The organism is Flavobacterium sp. CFBP9031 (genome assembly GCF_034044945.1).
In the GTDB taxonomy this organism is placed as follows: domain Bacteria; phylum Bacteroidota; class Bacteroidia; order Flavobacteriales; family Flavobacteriaceae; genus Flavobacterium.
In genome coordinates this window covers 138,428-155,801 of record NZ_JAXCWF010000007.1, presented here as the reverse complement: position 1 = coordinate 155,801, position 17,374 = coordinate 138,428, and the positions used below count along the sequence as shown (strand labels likewise).

13 protein-coding genes are annotated in these 17,374 nt (G+C 35.5%); 8 read left to right on the top strand and 5 right to left on the bottom strand.

Annotation, left to right across the window (positions count from 1 at the left end; translation table 11 throughout):
* Window positions 1–111: 111 nt before the first annotated feature.
* Window positions 112–2,628 (bottom strand): right-handed parallel beta-helix repeat-containing protein, encoded by a 2,517-nt coding sequence (locus SOM12_RS13535; RefSeq protein ID WP_320493796.1) that lies wholly within the window; start codon window positions 2,626–2,628, stop codon window positions 112–114.
* A 501-nt stretch (window positions 2,629–3,129) separates the two neighbouring features.
* Here SOM12_RS13535 and SOM12_RS13530 point away from each other — a divergent pair.
* Window positions 3,130–4,806, top strand: coding sequence for a glycoside hydrolase family 28 protein (locus SOM12_RS13530; protein WP_320493795.1), 1,677 nt, complete (start codon window positions 3,130–3,132; stop codon window positions 4,804–4,806).
* A gap of 240 nt (window positions 4,807–5,046) precedes the next feature.
* Here the strand turns inward: SOM12_RS13530 and SOM12_RS13525 are convergent, their stop codons facing one another.
* From SOM12_RS13525 to SOM12_RS13510, 4 genes are all read right to left on the bottom strand, one after another.
* The gene (locus SOM12_RS13525; protein WP_320493794.1) at window positions 5,047–5,877 is read right to left on the bottom strand and encodes an amidohydrolase family protein; all 831 of its coding nucleotides are present in this window, start codon (window positions 5,875–5,877) and stop codon (window positions 5,047–5,049) included.
* A gap of 6 nt (window positions 5,878–5,883) precedes the next feature.
* The gene (locus tag SOM12_RS13520) at window positions 5,884–6,681 is read right to left on the bottom strand and encodes an SDR family oxidoreductase (protein ID WP_320493793.1); all 798 of its coding nucleotides are present in this window, start codon (window positions 6,679–6,681) and stop codon (window positions 5,884–5,886) included.
* 64 nt (window positions 6,682–6,745) lie between these two features.
* The gene (locus tag SOM12_RS13515; protein WP_320493792.1) at window positions 6,746–7,759 is read right to left on the bottom strand and encodes a zinc-binding alcohol dehydrogenase family protein; all 1,014 of its coding nucleotides are present in this window, start codon (window positions 7,757–7,759) and stop codon (window positions 6,746–6,748) included.
* An 18-nt stretch (window positions 7,760–7,777) separates the two neighbouring features.
* Window positions 7,778–8,632: a fumarylacetoacetate hydrolase family protein gene (locus tag SOM12_RS13510; protein WP_320493791.1), complete on the bottom strand. Its 855-nt coding sequence runs from the start codon at window positions 8,630–8,632 to the stop codon at window positions 7,778–7,780.
* Window positions 8,633–8,996: 364 nt separating this feature from the next.
* Here SOM12_RS13510 and SOM12_RS13505 point away from each other — a divergent pair, with 364 nt between their 5' ends.
* The 7 genes from SOM12_RS13505 (at window position 8,997) to fucP (ending at window position 17,028) form a co-directional block, all read left to right on the top strand.
* Complete coding sequence (locus SOM12_RS13505; RefSeq protein WP_320493790.1) at window positions 8,997–10,145, top strand: ABC transporter substrate-binding protein; 1,149 nt, start codon at window positions 8,997–8,999, stop codon at window positions 10,143–10,145.
* A complete protein-coding gene (locus SOM12_RS13500; RefSeq protein ID WP_095930706.1) occupies window positions 10,142–11,290 on the top strand; it encodes a CaiB/BaiF CoA transferase family protein in 1,149 nt (382 codons plus the stop codon). The genes SOM12_RS13505 and SOM12_RS13500 overlap by 4 nt, the downstream gene beginning before the upstream one ends.
* A 187-nt stretch (window positions 11,291–11,477) precedes the next feature.
* Complete coding sequence (locus tag SOM12_RS13495; RefSeq protein ID WP_320493789.1) at window positions 11,478–12,617, top strand: CaiB/BaiF CoA-transferase family protein; 1,140 nt, start codon at window positions 11,478–11,480, stop codon at window positions 12,615–12,617.
* A complete protein-coding gene (locus SOM12_RS13490; RefSeq protein ID WP_320493788.1) occupies window positions 12,617–13,873 on the top strand; it encodes an extracellular solute-binding protein in 1,257 nt (418 codons plus the stop codon). Before SOM12_RS13495 ends, SOM12_RS13490 begins: the two co-directional genes overlap by 1 nt.
* Window positions 13,874–13,906: 33 nt before the next feature.
* Entirely contained in the window at window positions 13,907–14,980 is a 1,074-nt protein-coding gene (locus SOM12_RS13485) for a Gfo/Idh/MocA family oxidoreductase (protein WP_320493787.1), read from the top strand.
* Between the two features lie 107 nt (window positions 14,981–15,087).
* Window positions 15,088–15,528 carry a MaoC/PaaZ C-terminal domain-containing protein gene (locus SOM12_RS13480; RefSeq protein WP_320493786.1) on the top strand — a complete coding sequence of 147 codons (441 nt, stop codon included), beginning with the start codon at window positions 15,088–15,090 and terminating at the stop codon, window positions 15,526–15,528.
* 195 nt (window positions 15,529–15,723) lie between these two features.
* On the top strand, window positions 15,724–17,028 hold the full coding sequence (gene fucP, locus SOM12_RS13475; RefSeq protein WP_320493785.1) for an L-fucose:H+ symporter permease: 1,305 nt from the start codon (window positions 15,724–15,726) through the stop codon (window positions 17,026–17,028).
* Window positions 17,029–17,374 lie beyond the last annotated feature (346 nt).

The following is a 17,374-nucleotide window of genomic DNA, read 5'->3' as shown; positions in this document are numbered from 1 at the left end:
GGATTAAAATGATTTTTTTTAATCTGTGGAAATCCTTTTAATCTGTGGCAAAATATTTTTTAGCATTCAAACCCGACAGGTTTTAAAAACCTGTCGGGTTTATTGTGCGTATTATTTTTTTGCTTCTACTTCTACTTTATTCAAGAAAATCCATGTTTCATTCGATTTTGTGCCTTCAATTCCCGATTGATATTTTTTCATTAAGTCATTCCAATCGTCTACTCTTGGATTATTTTGTGTTGTTTTTGGATTTAGTTTATCCAAGTTTTCTCCTTTCGGAATACTGATTACCAAGATTAATTGTCTGTCTTTTTTAAAGACTTGCAATTGCTGAAAATCGGCATTACAGAAACCTTTGGCAACTTCTGGCCATTTTTCGAATTGCGTTTTATGATAATCGACATATTCTTTTTGCAACTTTTCATCAGCAGGAAGATTTGCTGTTAAAACCACATTTTCCCAATCAGATGCTGGTTTTGAATCTTTACATCTTTCGAAGTTTTGGAAATCATAAACCAAATCTTCATAGATTTTAATTTCTAAAGACGGGAAAGCGCCCGCCAGTTTTCGTTTGGTTCTTTCCGGCTGATTCATTTTTCCGTAAATCACCAAATGATTTTTCCATTGGTATAATTCCTGACCTACAATTCTAAAACCTGTTAAAGTCGATTTGATTTTTTCGATATCAAACTCAGAACCTATCAATTCGATGGCATATGGTTTTGGCATTTCCTGCAATCCCCATTTTTCATCAATAACAACTTCTTTTTCTAAATCTTTATATGGCGCTCTGATTCCTGCATTGTCTTTAATTTTGGAACTTACATACGGATCGTTATGTTCCCAAATATTCCCTTTTGGACCGTTATGATTTTTAAGGATTTTCTTTTCGGCAATCCAATTATTTTTTATCGTAAAACCTTCACTTCCTTCATCGGTATATAAATACAACCATAAAAACGGATCGTGCGCATACGGGCTGTTGTAAACTTTGTCGATATAATTTTCTTCAATTCGGCTTCCTGGTTGTGCAGAAAGCGTATAAATTCCTGCAACATCATGTAAATGTTTGGCATAATGATGAATTTTATTTCCAAGAATTTTATTGTTCTGCATCACGTTTGGCGTATGTGTCCAACCCCAGCCCATTGCCATTCCAGAATACGATACATCCGAAATTTCGTTGTGTTCAATTGTAATGTTTCGAACAAAACCAGCGCTGATTCCCAAAGTTCCCCAATCTTCATTGGTAACGTTTGTAATTAAATTATCCGAAATCACTTCATCAGAACACATTTCTCTTTCATCTTTTATAATTAAAGGCAAATGCGCTTCAAAAGCTTCTTCAGAGAAAACTCCAACGTTAATGGCACTTCCGCCAATATCTTTAAATAAATTCCCTTTTACGGAATTATGATTTGTTCCTTTATTTAAGTCTAAACCAGTCGAAGCCAGATGCTCAAAACGGCACGATTCAAACTGAATATTATTGGCATAATTTACTTCAACCGCTGCACGAGGTCTTCCTACCCAGGCTTGATTTTCTAAACTTGCCTGATTTGGCGTTCCTGGAATTTTAAGTTTATAAGCATCCAACAAATACATACCAGATTGCAACGGCACATGACCTTGCTGTGAAGGACGAAGCCAGTTGCTGTATTGAAACGAAATTCCTTTAAATTGAAAATGATGAACAGGAGAATCGATTGTTCCTTTTACTTCTACTAAATTTTCTAAAACAGGAGCCGTAACGACAACCGAATTGATCTCTTCTCCAGCTCTTGGAATATAATAGATTTTAGCATTCTTCTTATCCAAATACCACTCTCCCGGTTCGTTTAAAAGCGAAAAAGCATTGTTTAAGAAATAAGCTGAGTTTCCGTTGTTTTTAGAAATCCACGGCGCTGGCCACGGATGTTCGCTTTGAATACGGCTTTCTGGCTCTTCAAACGAAAGTTTAGCACTATCTTTCTGAACTTCAATATTTTTGATTCGGAGATTCGCATTCGACCACCATTGTACAATAAACATTTCCATTCCTGGTTCGAACTTTACCGATTTATCTTTAAACGGAACCCAACAAGTTTGTTCCTGATGATTCCACGATAAAATGCGTTCCATTGTAGTTCCCGCAGTATTTTTGGCTCTTACGGCTTTTTTGCCATTTACCCATAATTGCCTGTAATCAATTAGGTTTCCTGCTTTTTTAGGCGCATCAGCTACCCAAACAGCACCTTTTTTTAGTCCGTTGATAACCGTTGTCGATTTCGTCCAGTTTTTAATTTCGATTCCACCGCTTATAATGGGTCTTGCATTTACATCGGCTTCAATTGTTGTTGGACTATCGGCAGTTCCAGAATCTTCTGGTCGTACAAATAATGGTTCGTTTAAATAATACGTTCCGTTCATTACTATGATTCGGATTCCGTCTTTTATCGATGGATCTTTTAAACGGCGAAGTTCTCTGGCTTTTCGCATGGCCATATGAACCGTCGCGAGCGGACTTGATTTTGTTCCGAGGTTCGAATCTTTTCCTGATGGTGAAACCCAGATTTCAGCTCCACTTGCCGAAAGCGAGAATATCATCAAAAAAACGACTAGTAATTTGTTGAAAGTAATTAAACGCATTATTTATAGTATTGATTTTTTTCTTAAGCTAAAATTACGAGGCATTTATTTAAAGCGCTATAATTTTTACAAATAATTGTATTTTTAACACTTTTACCAAATAACAGGGACAATTTAGAAGAATATAAAATTACATGTATCCTGTACCCTCCTGCAATATTGTCTTTAAGACCAAACGCTTAAAAAATTGGTTTTCTATTATTTTCTGATTTGGCAAACAAAAAAAGTTAAATTCACAAAAAATCTGTGATAAAGTCTATAAAACTATCATTTCATATTATTTTTTTAATAGATTTGTGTAATCGATTACATTGAATATTTCAAATTAAAAATGCATAATTTATTTATTGAATAAAAATTTACAGCATAAAAAATTGAATTACCAGTAAATCGAAAAAAAGTTCATACGACGCTAAAAGCACTAAGATGCTATGTTTCTCACTTGAATCTTAGCACCTTAGCCACTTAGAACCTTAAAATACTAACTATAATATAATACGAATGAAAACTAACCGAATTAATCTTTTATGTATTGTCCTAGCCTCTTTTGCTTTAAGTTTCAATACAGTTTCTGCACAAAAATCTGCTGATACTTATAAAAATATTGAGTTTAAAATGGCTGAAGTCCAAGAACCTGTAATTCCGAATTACAGTGTAAATTTAAAAGACTTTGGAGCAGTAAATGGCGGTTATGTTTTAAATACAAAAGCTTTTGCTGATGCTATAGATGCACTTTCTAAAAAAGGCGGTGGAAAATTAATTATTCCTCCTGGGATTTGGCTGACGGGACCAATTATCTTAAAAAGCAATATCGAACTTCATGCTCAAACTGGCGCTTTAATTAAATTCTCAACAGACAAAAATTTATATCCCATTATCGAAACCAGTTTTGAAGGTATAAATACTTGGCGATGCATCTCTCCTATTTATGGTAAAAACTTAGAGAATATAGCTTTTACTGGAAATGGTGTTTGGGATGGTTCTGGTGAGGCTTGGAGACAAGTGAAAAAGAGCAAATTGACAGACGAACAATGGAAGAAATTTGTTGCTTCTGGAGGAGTTCTTAACGAAAAGAAAGACAGCTGGTATCCTTCTGAACAATATTTAAAAGGTGCTAAAGGTGCCGATCAGAACATTCGTCATGATTTGAAAACTAAAGAAGATTTTGAAGCAATTCATGATTTTTTGCGTCCGGTTTTAGTTAGCATTCAAAACAGTAAAAGAGTCATGTTTGACGGACCAGTTTTTCAAAATTCTCCTGCTTGGAATATTCACCCTTTATTAATTGAAGATTTAATTGTTCGAAATATTACTGTTCGCAATCCGTGGTTTTCTCAAAACGGTGACGGACTTGATGTAGAATCTTGTAAAAATGTAGTAATTGAAAATTCAAGTTTTGATGTTGGAGACGATGCGATTTGCATTAAATCTGGAAAAGACAAAGACGGACGTGACAGAGGTGTTCCCTGCGAAAATATCATTGTAAAAAACAATATCGTTTATCATGGACATGGCGGTGTTACGGTTGGAAGCGAAATGTCAGGCGGTGTAAAAAACCTGCATGTTTCCAATTGTACTTTTATGGGAACGGATGTTGGTCTTCGTTTTAAAAGTACTCGCGGACGTGGTGGTGTTGTAGAAAATATTTATATCTCAGACGTTTTTATGACTGATATTCCCTCTCAGGCGATTTCGTTCGATTTGTATTACGGCGGAAAATCGATTGCTGAAACTTTAGCCGAAGGCGGAAATACGGTAAGTACAAAAGCAATTCCAGTAAACGAAGAAACGCCTCAGTTCAAGAATATCGTAATCAAAAATATTACAATCAAAGGCGCTCAGCAAGCGGTATTTTTACAAGGTCTTCCTGAAATGAATTTAGAGAATATTGAAATCACAAACCTGATCGCTAAAGCGCAAAAAGGATTTTCTATAATTGATGCTAGCGGAATTAAAATCAGCAATGCGCAACTGGATATTGAAGCTAAAAATGCCTTCGAAATTTATAATACTAAAAACCTTTCGTTGAAAAATATCGAGTTTAATCCTGCTTCTTCAAATGCAATTACGATTAATGGCGAAGCGAGTAAGAATATTGATTTAAGCGGTTCTTCAGCTAATTTTTCTAAGACGACTACTATTGATAAAAACGTTCCTAAAAAAGCGGTGAAATTTTAATTTTTTTTGTGTGTGAAATGCCAAATGTAAAAAGTTAGATGTTTTATAAAATGGAAAAGAGGATGTTCAAAATGAACATCCTCTTTTTTTTGCGCTTTATTTGTCATTTCGACGAAGGAGAAATCTTCACGAGAAGCTCGACAAAGATTATACTTTCATTGCGGAGTTACTTGCGAAGATTTCTCCTTCGTCGAAATGACAAACTATGCATGCGTTAAGTATAGTAGCTATTGATTGTACTCATAATTTATAAAACTCATTCGCATTTTCAAACCAAATCTTATTCTGGTCTTCAACAGAAAACTTCGAAATATAATCTTCCAAAGTTTTTACCACTTCATTATAATCAGAAGCTACATTTAAAACTGGCCAATCTGATCCATACATTAATTTATCAACTGAAAAATTTTCAAAAATTACATCTAAATACGGTTTTAAATCTTCTGGCTTCCAGTTTTTCCAGTCGGCTTCTGTTACCATTCCTGAGATTTTACACCAGACATTGTCGTATTTTGCAATTTCTTCAATGCCACTTTTCCAAGTATAAATAGTTTCTGATTTAATATCTGGTTTGGCAATATGATCAATTACAAATTTTTGGTCTGGAAAATCTTTTACCAAGCTTATTGCAGCTGGTAATTGACGTTCGAAAATCAAAATATCGTAAGTATAATTGAATGGTTTTAAAGCTTGAATTCCATTTCTGAATTCTGTTCCATACATAAAATCATCCGCTTCACCTTGAACAACGTGCCTGAAACCTTTCAGTTTTTTTTGATCTGAAAAGAATTGCAAACGTTCTTCGATATTCTCATTTCGCAAATCTACCCAGCCGACAACTCCTTTTATGAAATCATTTTTAGAAGCCAAATCCAATAAAAATTGAGTTTCTTCCTCGGACTGACTTGCTTGAACAGCAACACAGCCTTCAAACTTATTGTCGCTTAATAATGGCTGTAAATCTTCTGGAAGGAAATCTCTTTGGATATTTTGCATGCTTTCGTCGATCCAGCTGTCTCGAACGGGATCAAACTTCCAAAAATGCTGATGGGAATCTATTCTTTTACTCATAATTTCTTAGTTAACATCGCTGATTAAAGCGCGGTCTAAATGTACGTAACCTCCATCCACAAAAACAAATTGTCCCGTAGTATGCGATGATTTTTCTGAAATGACGAAAAGCGCTGTATCTGCAATTTCTTCTGTTTTGGTCATACGACTTTCTAACGGAATACTTTTATTGATCTTATTCAAAACAGTTTCGCCATCTGGCAATGTTTTAATCCAATCTTCGTAAGCAGGCGTATAGCTTTCTGCAATAATAATCGCATTTGAACGAATTCCGTACTGAATCAAATCTACTGCCCATTCTCTTGTTAAGCCCAAAACACCACCTTTCGCAGCAGCGTAACCTGAAGTTCCGCCCTGTCCTGTTAAAGCTACTTTTGAACCGATATTCAAAATATTTCCTTTTGATTCTTTTAAGTACGGAAGTGAATATTTAGCTAAAAGAAAATAACTCACTACATTCAATTTCAAAGAGTTCATAAAATCTTCGTAACTTGAATCTAATCCTGCACCGTCATTAACGCCGACATTATTTATGATGGCATCAATTCTACCGTATTTTGCTCCAATTACTTTTACAGCATTTTCTATCGCAACAGGATCTGTTACATCAGTTTGCACAAATAGTGAATTAACACCTCTTTTTTGAAGTCTTTCCACATATTCAAAACCTCTTGCATTTCTATCAACTAAAACCGGAATGGCACCTTCATCTGCTAATCTATTAACGATCGTTTCTCCAATACTGCCTTCTTTTCCAGCCGAGCCAGAAACGACAATTATTTTATTTTTTAAGTTTAAATCCATTTTTCTAGATATTAAAAGTTAAACCCGACAGGTTTTAAAAACCTGTCGGGTTTATTTGTAAAATTTATTCTATTTCAATTAACGCCTTAATCACATTATTCTTCGGATCGATCAGATTGCCAAAATCAGTAATCATTTCATCAAAACTTGTTCTGTGTGTGATATATTTTTTAGGATCGATTTTACCTTCTTTCAAACATTTCATTACATATTCGAAATCTTCGATTGTCGCATTTCGGCTACTCATTAAAGTCGATTCTCTTTTATGGAAATCAGGGTGACTAAAACTTAACTCGCCTTTTTGAAGTCCGACTAAAACAAATCTTCCGCCATGCGAAATATAATTAAAAGCGCTGTTCATCACTTTCTGATTTCCAGTTGCATCAATTACCACATTTGCCATATCACCGTTTGTCAGTTCAGCTAATTTTTGAGCAACATCATCGTTTAACGGATTAATCGTTTCATCTGCATTTAGTTCTGTTTTACAGAAGTTTAATCTGTAATCGTTAATATCCATTACAATTACTTTTGCGCCCGCAATTTTAGCAAACTGAATCAAACCAATTCCGATTGGTCCTGCTCCCATTACCAAAACGGTATCAGTTGGTTTTACTGCTGCTCTTCTAACTCCGTGCGCTGCAATTGCTAACGGTTCAACCAAAGCCAGTTCATCATAATCTAAACCTTGACCGTGCAGTAAATATTGTTCTGGGATCGACACATATTCAGCCATTCCGCCATCAATATGAACTCCGAAAACTTTGATATTTACACAGCAGTTTGTCAATCCGTTTCGGCACGCAACACATTTTCCGCAGTTGAAATACGGAATAAAAGTCACTTTATCTCCCGGCTTGAAACCTTCAGCATTTCCTTTTACATATTCTGCTGCCAATTCGTGACCTAAAATTCTTGGATATTCAAAATAAGGCTGAGTTCCGCCAAAAGCGTGAATATCAGTTCCGCAGATTCCGATTCTTTTGATTTTCAATAAAACTTCACCCTCTTTTGGTTCTGGAATACTGGTTTCTTTTAGTAGAAATTCCTGCGGTTTTTCGCAAACAATATATTTCATTTTATACTTTCTTAATTTTTATTTTTGATATGCTACAGCTTTCTGTTTGCTTGTTCCTAAACCTTCAATTCCTAATTCAACAACATCGCCCGCTTTAATGTAAATCGGATCTGGTTTTATTCCTAAACCAACACCCGGAGGCGTTCCAGTACTGATAATATCACCCGGAAGCAAAGTCATAAACTGACTTAAATAATGTACTAAATAAGGAATTTTGAAAACTAAATTTAAGGTATTGCTATCTTGGTATTTTTTACCGTTTACCGTTAGCCACATCTTTAAATTGTCTACATCTGCGATCTCATCTTTTGTAGCCAAAAATGGTCCAAGAGGCGCAAAAGTGTCACTTCCTTTTCCTTTTGCCCATTGTCCGCCGCGCTCCAGCTGAAAAGCTCTTTCGCTATAATCGTTTAATAAAGCATAACCAGCAACATAATCTAAAGCCTCTGCTTCTTCAACGTAACTTGCTTTTTTTCCAACTATAAAAGCCAATTCAACTTCCCAATCTGTTTTTTCACTATTCTTTGGAATAATCAAATCATCATCTGGCCCGCACAAAGAAGTTGTCGATTTAAAGAAAATAATCGGTTCTGTCGGAATCGGAGCATTTGTTTCTTTACAATGATCGACATAATTTAAGCCAATACAGATAATTTTTGAAGGACGAGCAACAGGAGACCCCAAACGTACCGAAGCATTAACTTCTGGCAAAGTTGGATTGTTTTCTAATGCTTTTTCTAATTTTTCTAATCCGTTTTCTTCAAAGAAACTTTCGTTAAAATCGGTTACAATCGAAGAAACATCATATCTCTTTTCTCCAATTAAAACTCCAGGTTTTTCTTTTCCGATTTCTCCAAAACGTATTAATTTCATAATCGTATATTTTTAATTGTTAGTTTATATTTCATGGTAATTCTTCATTTATAAATTAAAAATTCTTCAAAAGAACAAAACAAAATTAATAAATGTAAAAAATACAATTACAAAAATACTTTTTAAAAATTAATATCCGAGATATATTTTATTTTCCATTAATGAAAATGACTAAACTTTAAATTTTTATAACATTTTTTAGACGGTTTGTAAAAATTATATCACTAATTGTCCTTTTCTACAAAAAGATTCTTTAATAAATAAAGGATTTCTTGTGCATTTAAATCTTATTTCTACTTTTGTAATTGTATTTTTTACATTTATTATTTCAAACGATTTCATTACCCAAAATTCCTATATAAAAATGATAAAATTAAAAGGCATAACTTGGAATCATACAAGAGGTTTGCTTCCTATGGTTGCCACATCACAGCGTTTTACAGAACTACATCCTGATGTTGAAATTTCTTGGGAGAAAAGAAGTTTACAAGAGTTTGCAGATGCTTCTATTGAAGACTTAGCCAAAAGATTTGATTTACTGGTAATTGATCATCCTTGGACAGGTTTTGGAGCACAGACCAAGGCGATTCTTCCGTTATCTGATTATTTGTCAAACGAATATATTAAAGATCAAGAAAATAATACTGTTGGAAAATCGAACGGAAGTTATGTTTTTCACGATAAATTATGGGCGTTGCCAATCGATGCCGCAACTCCGGTTGCCTCTGCCCGATTGGATCTTTTAAAAAAAAACAATTTAGAAGTTCCTAAAACTTATGATGATTTATTGGCTTTAGCGAAAAAGGGTTTAGTCGCTTTTGCTGGAATTCCGGTAGATGTTTTAATGAGTTTTTATATGTTTTGCTGCAGTTTGGGTGAAGCTCCTTTTCTTTCGGAAGAAAAAGTGATTTCCGAAACCACAGGAATCAAAGCGCTTCAAATGTTTAGAGAATTAGCACAATTAATTGATCCAGCTAACTTCAACCGTAATCCAATTCAAGTTTACGAAGCAATGGTGAATTCAGACGAAATTGCCTATTGTCCGTTCGCTTATGGCTATTCTAATTATTCTCGCATTGGCTACAGCCAAAACCTTTTACATTTTTATGATTTGGTAAAATTGAATGATAATCCGATGATTTCTTCTTTGGGAGGAACTGGATTAGCGGTTTCTTCATTCAGCGAACATATTGATACTGCTATAAAATATGCTGAATTTACTTGTTCATCTCAAGTTCAACAGAATATTTATACCGATAATGGCGGTCAGCCAGGACATTTACAAGCTTGGAAAAGTGAGCGAATTAATGGTGTAACTCACGATTATTTCAAAAATACACTTCCTGCTTTAGAACGCGCTTTCCTTCGTCCGAGATATTACGGACATATGTATTTCCAAGATCATGCTGGAGATGTGGTTCGCAATTATTTGATGAATGGCGGAGACGAATTAAAAGTATTGGAAGAAATGAATTCGCTTTACGCGGAATCTCTAAAAATCCAAACCGTATGAGACCTTTAGAAGGATTAGTTGTTCTGGAATTCTGCCAGTTTTTGGCAGGACCTTCAGCTGGTTTAAAATTGGCTGATTTGGGCGCACGCGTCATCAAAATCGAGCGTCCTGTAAAAGGTGAAGCTTGCAGACAATTGAGCATCAAAGATTTATTTGTAGACGATAGCAGTTTGCTTTTTCATACGATAAACCGAAATAAAGAATCTTTTGCAGCCGATTTAAAAAATCCTGACGATTTAGTTTTAATCAAAAAACTAATCGAAAAGGCGGATATTATGACGCATAATTTCAGACCCGGAGTGATGGAAAAAATCGGTTTAGATTTTGAAAATACGCTTTCTATAAATCCACAGATTATTTACGGAACCATTACAGGTTACGGAAATGAAGGTCCGTGGGCAAAAAAACCGGGACAAGATTTATTGTTACAATCGCTTTCTGGATTAAGCTGGTTAAGCGGACGCAAAAGTCAAGGCCCAGTTCCGTTTGGATTGGCTGTAGCCGATTTAATGTGCGGGAATCATTTTGTACAAGGAATCTTAGCAGCACTTCTAAAAAGAGCTAAAACCAAAAAAGGAGTTTTGGTAGAAGTGAGTTTGCTAGAATCTATTCTCGATGTACAATTTGAAGCGATTACTTCTTTCTTAAATGATGGAGGCCAATTACCTGAACGCGGCGATATTAAAGGAAGTGCACATGCTTTTCTGAGTGCTCCTTATGGAGTTTATCAAACGCAGGATGGTTATTTGTCTCTTGCCATGGGTGATTTACTTTTTATTGGAAAAATATTAGGATTGGATTTAAACGCTTTCGCTGATAAACATCTTTGGTTTGAAAAACGCGATGAAATCAGAACAATTTTAAGCGAAAGAATTCAAACCCAAAATTCTGATTATTGGATCGAAATCCTGCAGAAAGAAGGGATTTGGTGCGGAAAAGTGTTCAATTACGAAGAATTAGATAGTCAATCTTTTGTAAATGAATTACAATTGAAACAAACCGTAAAAAATACTGACGGCGAAACTTTGGTAACAACCAGAAGTCCAATACAATTGGATGGAGAAATTCTGTTAAGCGAAAAAGCAGCACCAAAAGTAGGACAAGATAATTTAAGCATACACAAAGAGTTTATTCAAGTTAAATGATACGCAACAGCTTAAATCAAAATCTGTGCAAATCTGCTTTAATCTGCACAAATCTGCGTGAAAAAATCTATGCGCTAAAAGTATTTCACGCAGATTTAAAAAGATTTTAGCAGATCAAATTAGATTTTTAATTGTTGAATAAAAACGATTAAACACATAACCGATTAAACGGTTAAACATAAAAAAAATGAAACCATTAGAAGATTATTTAATTGTAGATTTCAGTCAGTTTCTTTCGGGTCCGTCGGCGAGTTTGCGTCTGGCCGATTTGGGAGCGCGCGTCATAAAAATTGAAAAACCGGGAACGGGAGATATCTGCCGTACTTTATATACTTCTGATTTGATTATGAACGGCGAATCGTCTGTTTTTCATACCATCAACAGAAACAAAGAATCTTTTGCAATTGATTTTAAACAGCCAGAGGAACTTCAAAAACTAAAAAAATTATTAGCGAAAGCAGATGTTGTGATGCATAATTTCAGACCCGGCGTTATGGAACGCATTGGTTTAAGTTATGATGACGTAAAAAGCATCAATCCAAATGTGATTTATGGATCAATTTCAGGTTTTGGAGAACATCCCGATTTGAAAGATTTACCGGGACAAGATTTGCTTTTACAATCTTTAACCGCTTTAACTTTGTTAAGTGGCAATCAAGAAGATGGTCCAGTACCAATGGGATTGTCTATTGTAGACATGCTTGCCGGAGCGCATTTAGCACAAGGAATTTTAGCCGCTTTATATAGAAAAGCAACTCATAATATCGGAGCACAAATTCAAGTCAGTATGCTAGAATCGGCATTTGATTTTCAGTTTGAAACTATTACGACCTTCTTTAATGACGGAGGCGAATTGCCAGTTCGAACCAAAACCAATAATGCTCACGCTTATTTGGGCGCGCCATACGGAATTTACAAAACTAAAAACGGCTATTTGGCATTAGCAATGGGGTCGATTCCCGTTTTGGCTTCTTTGCTAAAATGTGATGCTTTACTGGCTTTCCCAGAAAATAAATTTACGCTTAGAGACGATATCAAAAATATTCTTGCCGATCATTTGCAAACGCAGGAAACACAATCTTGGTTAGATATTTTAGAGCCCGCAGACATTTGGTGCGCAGGAGTTTTAAACTATCAGCAGCTATTTGCTGAAGATGGATTTAAGGTTTTAAATTTTACCCAGCAAGTCGAAATGTTGGATGGCTATACTTATAAAACTACACGCTGTCCGATAAAAATTGACGGCGAATATCTGACTTCAGGAAAAGGTTCGCCAAAACTGGGTCAAGACAACGAGAAAATTATTAAAGAATTTATTGACTGTTAATGGAAAAAATTAGAATCGCCGTTCGTAAATTCGATCCTTTCGAAAGTACACTTCGAAAATTATGGGATGCATTTTCACTTCAAAACAATATACAAATTGAAGCTGAAATGATTCCGTTGGAACTTCATGATTTGTATGAAACTACCATTTCAGATAAAGGTTTAAAAGAAGGAAAATGGGACATCGCCCACATCAATACCGATTGGATTTTTGATGCTGTAAACGAGAATGCGGTTCTTAATTTGTTTTCGTTAATTGGAGAAAATCCACCAGAAAATTATCCTTTCGGATGGCATAAATCGCTTTTGCATTTGCAGAAACTAAGTAATGGCATTTTCGGACTTCCTTTTCACGACGGTCCAGAATGTTTGATTTATCGAAAAGATTTATTCGAAAACGAAACAGAAAAAGAGAATTTTAAAAAACAGTTTGGTTACGAACTTGCTACTCCGAAAACTTGGCAGGAATTCGCCCAAATTGCCACATTTTTTAATCGTCCCGAACAAAATTTATACGGTGCTGTTTTTGCCAATTATCCGGACGGACATAATATGGTTTTTGACTTCTGTCTGCAGTTATGGACACGTGGCGGTTCTCTACTAAACAATAAAAATCAGATTGACATTCATAATGAAGCAGCGATAAAGGCATTAGATTTTTATCGAAAAATGGTCAATGACAAAAATGCTGTTCATCCAAAATCACATGAATTTGGTTCCGTTGAAGCAGGTTTGGCTTTCGCCGAAGGACAAGCGGCAATGGCTATCAACTGGTTCGGATTTGCTTCTATGGCAGAAGTGATTGAAGAATCGAAAGTAAAAGGAAAAATCGATATCACTTCTCTCCCATCTGATCCGGGTCATAAAACGTCTTCTTTGAATGTATATTGGCTTTATACTATTGGGTCTGGAAGCAAACACAAAAAACTGGCTTACGATTTTTTACGTTTTGCTACAACACCCGAAAGTGACAAATTATTGACTACAGAAGGCGGAATCGGATGTAGAAAATCAACTTGGAAGGATGCAGAAATTAATACTTTGATTCCCTTTTATCATAAACTGGAAATGCTTCATGAAAATGCATTAACATTACCTCAAACGCCAATCTGGCCAAAAGTTGCTGAACTTATTGATAATACAGTTTTAAAAGCCATTGAAACGGATATTTCTTCTGAAATACTTTTAGAAGAAACTCAAAAGAGAATTAGAGAATTAAGTCAAGGAACAACACTACACGGCTCTGTCAAAAATTAAACTTGGCGGGCTTAATTTCAAAATATAGAACAAATGAATATTCCCTATAAACCTTTACTTCCCCAAACAGAACAGCCCATTGTGATTATTGGAGCGAGCGGTATTGTAAAAGATGCGCATCTTCCTGCTTACGAAATGGCTGGTTTTAAAGTTTTTGGTATTACCAACAGAACGATTTCGAAAGCATACGATTTACAGAAACAATTCAAAATCGATCATGTTTTTGAAAGTGTTGCCGATGCAGTAAAAAATGCGCCATCAAACGCTGTTTACGATATTACCGTTTTACCAGATCAATACATTGAAATTCTGGAGCAACTGCCTAACGGCGCCGCGGTTTTGATTCAGAAGCCGATGGGAAATGATTTGGCTCAGGCACGCGAAATTGTAGCGGTTTGCGAAAGAAAAAATCTAGTTGCTGCCATCAACTTCCAATTGCGTTTTGCATCCTTTGTAAGCGCTGCGAGATATTTAATCGATCAGGGAATTATTGGCGAATTATACGATTTAGAATTCAAAGTAACTGTAAACACGCCTTGGGAATTGTTTCCTTTAATTAAAGAGCATCCAAGATTAGAGATTCTTTTCCACAGTGTTCATTATATTGACTGTATTCGATCTTTTCTGGGAAATCCGAAAAGCGTAATGGCAAAAACAGCCAAACATCCGCTTAAGAAATTATCATCGAGCCGATCTACTATTATTTTAGATTATGGCGAAGATAAACATGTTGTGATTAATACGAATCATGATCATCATTTTGGTCCAAAACACGAAGAAAGCTACATCAAATGGGAAGGAACAAAGGGCGCTGTTAAAGCAAAAATGGGCTTGTTAATGAACTATCCTGACGGTTTACCGGACGTTTTTGAGTACGCGCTGCCAAAAAAAGATAACGAAAATGAATACGAATGGACTGAAGTAAAACTGGAAGGTTCTTGGTTTCCAGAAGCTTTTATTGGCGCAATGTCCAATCTGATGCGTTACAAAGAAGGTTCTGACTCAACATTATCTGCAAGTGTTCAGGATGTTTTAGGCACAATGAAGGTTGTAGAAGCTTGTTATGTAAGCAGTAAAAATGGCGGCATTTCTTTTGATGAAGTGTAATTAAAACACTATATTTCAAAACCAAAAAACAAAATTTAAGTCCACTTTCAAAACAAACCTGATTTTGAAATCTATTTGAAAGAGCTGACAAATAAAAAGAATAAATTATGTACTTTAAATCGACTTTTTTCGAAGATTATCAAATCGACGATAAACGAATAACTTTAGGCAGAACAATTACAGAAACCGATTTCGTAGTTCATGCCGGACACACGGGAGATTTCTTCCCGCACCACATGGATGAAGAATGGTGCAAAACACAGCCTTTCGGACAAAGAATTGCCCACGGAACTATGGTTTTTGCCATCGGAATCGGATTAACTGCTTCAGAAATAAATACAGAAGCCTTTTCTAGAGGATACGACAAAATGCGATTTGTAAAACCTGTTCATATCGGCGACACCATCCATTCTGAAATTACGATTTCTGAAAAAGGAGAAGCCAAAAATCCAGAAATGGGAACTGTAACAGAACATGTAGAAATCATTAACCAGCGCGGTGAAGTCGTTTTGGTATGTGATCATTTACTTTTAGTAAAGAAAAAATAATTTTTCTTGAAGTGACAAAGAGGCAAAGTTGCAAAGTGACAGAGGTTTCTAAACTTTGAACCTATGAATCTTTTGCCACTTCGAATTCGATAAAAACAAAGAAGATTGTCACAAATCGACAAAATTTTAAAAAACTTTGAACCTTTGTCTCTTTGTCACTTTGAACCTAAAAAATAACAAAAAACTATCTAAACAATGCAAATTACAAACCAAGCCGGCGATCAACACGAAGTGCCGACAGAAGGCGGAAAAGGAAATCAGTACCTTTTGCCTTTTATTCTCGTTACATGCCTATTTTTTCTTTGGGGAATGGCCCACAATTTAGATTCAGTTTTAATTCCGCACTTGAAAAAAGCGTGCGAATTAAACAATCGCCAATCTACTCTAATTGATACTTCTGTATTTTTTGCTTATTTTATTATGGCGATTCCAGCGGGAATGCTGATTAAAAGGTTTGGCTATAAAAACAGTATTATTACAGGATTGTTAGTTTTTGCTGTTGGAGCCTTTTTATTTGTTCCTGCCGCTAATACCAGAACTTACGAATTATTTTTATTCGCTCTATTCGTAATTGGCTGTGGATTAACCATTTTAGAAACTAGCGCAAATCCTTATGCGGCGATTTTAGGGCCAGCAGAATCTTCTTCTAAAAGACTAAATTTAGCAGCTTCTTTCAACGGATTGGCAGCCATGGTTGCTCCTATTGTAGGTTCGTTGTTTATTCTTTCAGGAACCAATCATACGCCAGAACAAATGGCAGCAATGCCTGAGGCTGAAAAAGCGGCCTATTTATTAGGCGAAGCGGCTTCTGTAAAAATGCCATACATCGTTTTGGGAAGCATTTTGGTTTTGGTTGCTATAATATTTTACTTTGTACAACTGCCTTCAATGAAAGCTACTCATACAGAAGCTGAAATTAAACCAGGTTTTTTCTCTGTTTTAAAATTCAGACATTTAAGCTGGGGAGTTGCGGCTCAATTTTTTTATGTGGGTGCTCAGGTTTGTATCACAAGTTTCTTTATTCGTATCGCACAGCAAGGTGCTGGGTTAGACGAAAAAACGGCTGGATATTACTTAGGAATCTATGGTTTCCTTTTTATGGCGGGACGTTTTATTGGAACATTCTTTTTACGTTTCGTAAAAGATTACGTTTTATTGTCAATCTACTGCGTAATGAGCGTTTTACTATGCCTAGTAGCGATTTACGGTTCTGGAATTGTAGTTATTTATGCTCTTGGAGGAATTGGGTTCTTTATGTCAATTATGTTCCCTACGATTTTCTCTTTAGGAATTAAAGGCTTAAAATCGAATACAGAAACAGGTTCTTCTTGGTTGGTAATGTCGATCGTTGGAGGTGCCATTATTCCGTACGGAATGGGAACTTTAATCGACATGAATCATGACGATATTCAATCAGGATATATTATCCCATTAGTCTGTTTCTTGATTATTCTTTCTTTTGGAGCTTTTGGACATAAGGTGAAAGCGGTTTCTGAATAGTTTTTTAGCCACAGATTATTTGGATTAAAAAGGATTTTTTTTTAGCCACAACCCGAGCGATAGCGAACGGGCGAAGCAAATTGCACGAATTAGCACAAATTTATTTTAATGAAAAATTTAAATATCAATTGCCTCCAGCTTTAGCTGGAGGTTTTTTGTTTGGTGTAAATAAAACATACATCCAAATAAAGCTCCGGAGGAGCGAAATATTTATAGCAAATAAATAATCCCTGCACAAGGAAAAAGCTCCAGAGGAGCGACATATTTATAGCACCGGAGAAGCAACAAAACACACAATACTTTTCCCGCGGTTGAAACCGCGGGCTATATTTGAAATATATAATCG